Below are 3206 nucleotides of genomic sequence, written 5' to 3' on the forward strand. Positions count from 1 at the left end.
GTGCAGATCGATTTGCCCGGTGGGGGCACAGTCCCATTGGGCGAAGTTGCCAAAGTCGAACTCAATCGCGGTGCAACGTCTATTCGCACTGAAAATGCCCAATTGGCAGTCTATATTTTCGTAGATATCACAGGACGTGATCTTGGCGGTTATGTATCGGATGCCCAAAAAGCCGTTGAAAGCGAAGTCAAATTACCCGCGGGATTTTCCGTGTCATGGAGCGGACAATTCGAATATCTTGAACGAGCTAACGAACGCCTCAAAATTGTCGTTCCAATCACATTAGCCCTCATATTTCTGCTCCTCTATCTCAATTTCCGCGCTTTGACAGAAACACTAATCGTCATGCTGTCCCTGCCGTTTGCCCTTGTCGGAGGCATCTGGTTCATGTGGTGGCTGGGCTTTAATATGTCAGTTGCAGTGGCAGTCGGTTTTATTGCTCTCGCAGGGGTGGCCGCTGAAACGGGGGTGATCATGTTGATCTATCTCGATCATGCCTTGGAAGACATAAAACGCAAAAGATTAATTGAAAATCTTCCTCTGACAAGAGAAGATCTGAATGGTGCCATCATGTATGGTGCGGTAGAGCGCGTACGGCCAAAAATGATGACCGTGGTAGCCATCATGGCAGGTCTATTACCAATTTTATGGAGTACCGGGAGCGGATCGGAAATCATGCAACGTATTGCCGTGCCGATGATCGGAGGAATGGTATCATCAACACTTCTCACACTAATTGTGATCCCGGCGATTTATGCAATAATAAAAGGATGGAAATTGCCCAGAATGAAGGAGACCAAACCTGCTTTGGTTTCTAATTCTATCGATTTGGCGAAAATTCAGAGCTGATAGAAGAAAAGGTCTGAAATCAAATAATGTAGTCAAAAACAGCATGGTTGATTGCCCGTGTTTTAAAACCAACTATCACTAAATCTGTTGCAATCACTTCTTGGTGTTCGCCTATTTACAAGATGCGAACTTTCAGGCAATTTCAATTCATGATCAAATTTTTACATATTTTCATTCTTTTGATTGTTAGCACTTTCGCTTTTGGTAATGTTTTGCACAGCGCCAATGCAACAACTATGAGCATGAAAATTATGACCGCAGCGGTTGACGGCGCGGAAATGGATCAGTGCCAAGAATGCGCGAACAGTGATAAATTGTCTTCGTGTGACTCGGCCTGCGTGTCTCCGGTTTTGGCTGTACTTCAAAGCCCCTCTCCTGAAATTCGAGTTTTTGCTGCCATTACAAAGACCATGTTTTCTATCAACATAACCGGGCTCGTTGGATTGCCCGAGCCTCACCCACCGAAATCAATCATTCTGAACTGACGTCGTAGCCGAATAGTACCGGTTTGCGACGCGAAGAATCATATGAGTTTTTATAAACCCATATGCGACTTCTGATCGCAATAATTCCGCCGTTAGCGGAAGCTGGCACCTATTCAGAATGGTAATATATCATGACAAAATGCACACAAACGCGTCGAGCGTTTCTCGCAGCTGCAGCTGCCTTATCCGGCAGTGCCTTTCTCCCATTGTCTGCAATGAAAGTTGCTCAGGCTGCTCCAATAAAAGAATTTCAGCTTAAAGCCGCGCCCGGAAATACACGCCTTATCTCACAATCTGGTGCTGATACACCTGTTTGGAGCTATAATGGATCGGTGCCAGGGCCTGAAATTCGTGTGAAGCAAGGCGACCGTCTCCGTATCACTGTAGAAAACGGTCTCGATGAAGAAACCACCGTGCATTGGCATGGAATACGCACACCCAATGCAATGGATGGTGTGCCGCACCTTACCCAGCCGCCTATCGCTCCCGGCGAGACCTTTGTCTATGAGTTTGACGCACTCGATGCAGGGACATTCTGGTTTCACCCCCACCAGAATAGTTCCGAACAGGTCGGACGTGGTCTTTACGGCCCGCTGATTATCGAGGAAGCTCGGCCAATTCGCGTTGATCGCGATGTAACTTGGATATTGGATGATTGGCGCCTAACGAAATCTGCAGTAATCAGCGATGATTTTGGAAGCGGCCATGACATGATGCACAACGGACGGGTTGGCAACACCGTTACGATCAATGGTCGAATTCCGGACCGATTTCAGGTCAGAAAAGGTGAACGCATCAGATTGCGCCTGATCAATGCCGCCAACGCGCGCTTCTTTTCGTTAGATTTCTCTGGTCATGCACCAACTGTCATCGCACTGGACGGGCAACCGGTAACTCCTCATGCAGCTTTGAATGAAATGGTAACTCTGGGGCCCGCCATGCGCATCGACATAATCCTCGACATGGCAGGTGAAACCGGAAGTCAATTTTTAGTTGCTGACCGTTTTTATGAGGGGCTCGAATACAGGCTTCTGGATATTGAGTATGCAACCGAACCATTGCGGGACAAAACTCCAGTTTGGCCGATTGAACTTCCTTCCAATCCACTCGCCGAACCCGAGTTGGATGATGCCATACGTCATGAAATCATTTTCAACGGCGGCATGATGGGGCCGATGGTAATGGCTGAAATGGGTGGCAGCATGGGTGGTGACAGCTCAGGTGGCATGATGGGCTCAATGATGAACATGATGCGGGGGGACGGCATGTGGTTTGTTAACGGCAAGGCTGCGAACGGCCATGTCATGGAACCTTTCCTTAGTTTAAAGCGGGGGCGATCTTACATATTGGCCATGGTCAACGCTACGGCTTGGCATCACCCAATCCACTTTCATGGCCACTCATTCCGCGTCATTTCAAGAAACGGTCAGGCAACAACCTATCAAGAATGGCAAGACACAGTGCACATTGCTCCTCGTGAAAAAGTTGAAGTCGCGTTTGTCGCCGATAATCCTGGTGATTGGATGTTTCACTGCCACATCCTTGAACATCAGGCTGCGGGGATGATGGGTGTTATCCGAGTTGAGGAGACAAGGACATGAAAGCGACCATGCTCCCATATCTTGTCACAAGCTCGCCTGATCAAGCTTCACACTTTAATGCGCCGAACTCGATAATCGAAGGTGGCGTGCATATAAAAACTCACAATCGGAAAGGAAAATTCAATGCGTAAACCAATTGTTATTCTATTGGCATCCGCCGTTATCTCAGCGGGGGCAAGCTATTTGGCCGCCGGTTCACCCGCCCAGGCTACAGAAGTCACCCTATACAAAAACCCGCAATGTGGTTGCTGTGAGGGATATGCCGACTACC

3 protein-coding genes are annotated in these 3206 nt (G+C 48.2%); all 3 read left to right on the top strand.

Features of this window, described 5'->3' with window-relative positions; translation table 11 throughout:
* Positions 1–849: efflux RND transporter permease subunit (locus WBC85_RS13580; RefSeq protein ID WP_424438195.1), on the top strand; the 849-nt coding region annotated here is incomplete at its 5' end.
* A 149-nt stretch (positions 850–998) separates the two neighbouring features.
* The gene (locus WBC85_RS13585; RefSeq protein WP_424438198.1) at positions 999–1334 is read left to right on the top strand and encodes a hypothetical protein; all 336 of its coding nucleotides are present in this window, start codon (positions 999–1001) and stop codon (positions 1332–1334) included.
* 131 nt (positions 1335–1465) lie between these two features.
* Positions 1466–2935: a multicopper oxidase family protein gene (locus tag WBC85_RS13590; RefSeq protein ID WP_424438201.1), complete on the top strand. Its 1470-nt coding sequence runs from the start codon at positions 1466–1468 to the stop codon at positions 2933–2935.
* Positions 2936–3206 lie beyond the last annotated feature (271 nt).

This window comes from Planktotalea sp. (genome assembly GCF_049680325.1).
Lineage (GTDB): Bacteria > Pseudomonadota > Alphaproteobacteria > Rhodobacterales > Rhodobacteraceae > Planktotalea.

Bases quoted from the DNA above. Each gene is read 5' to 3' on its own strand.
- WBC85_RS13585 (WP_424438198.1), top strand. From the start codon at position 999: ATGATCAAATTTTTACATATTTTCATTCTTTTGATTGTTAGCACTTTC.
- WBC85_RS13590 (WP_424438201.1), top strand. From the start codon at position 1,466: ATGACAAAATGCACACAAACGCGTCGAGCGTTTCTCGCAGCTGCAGCT.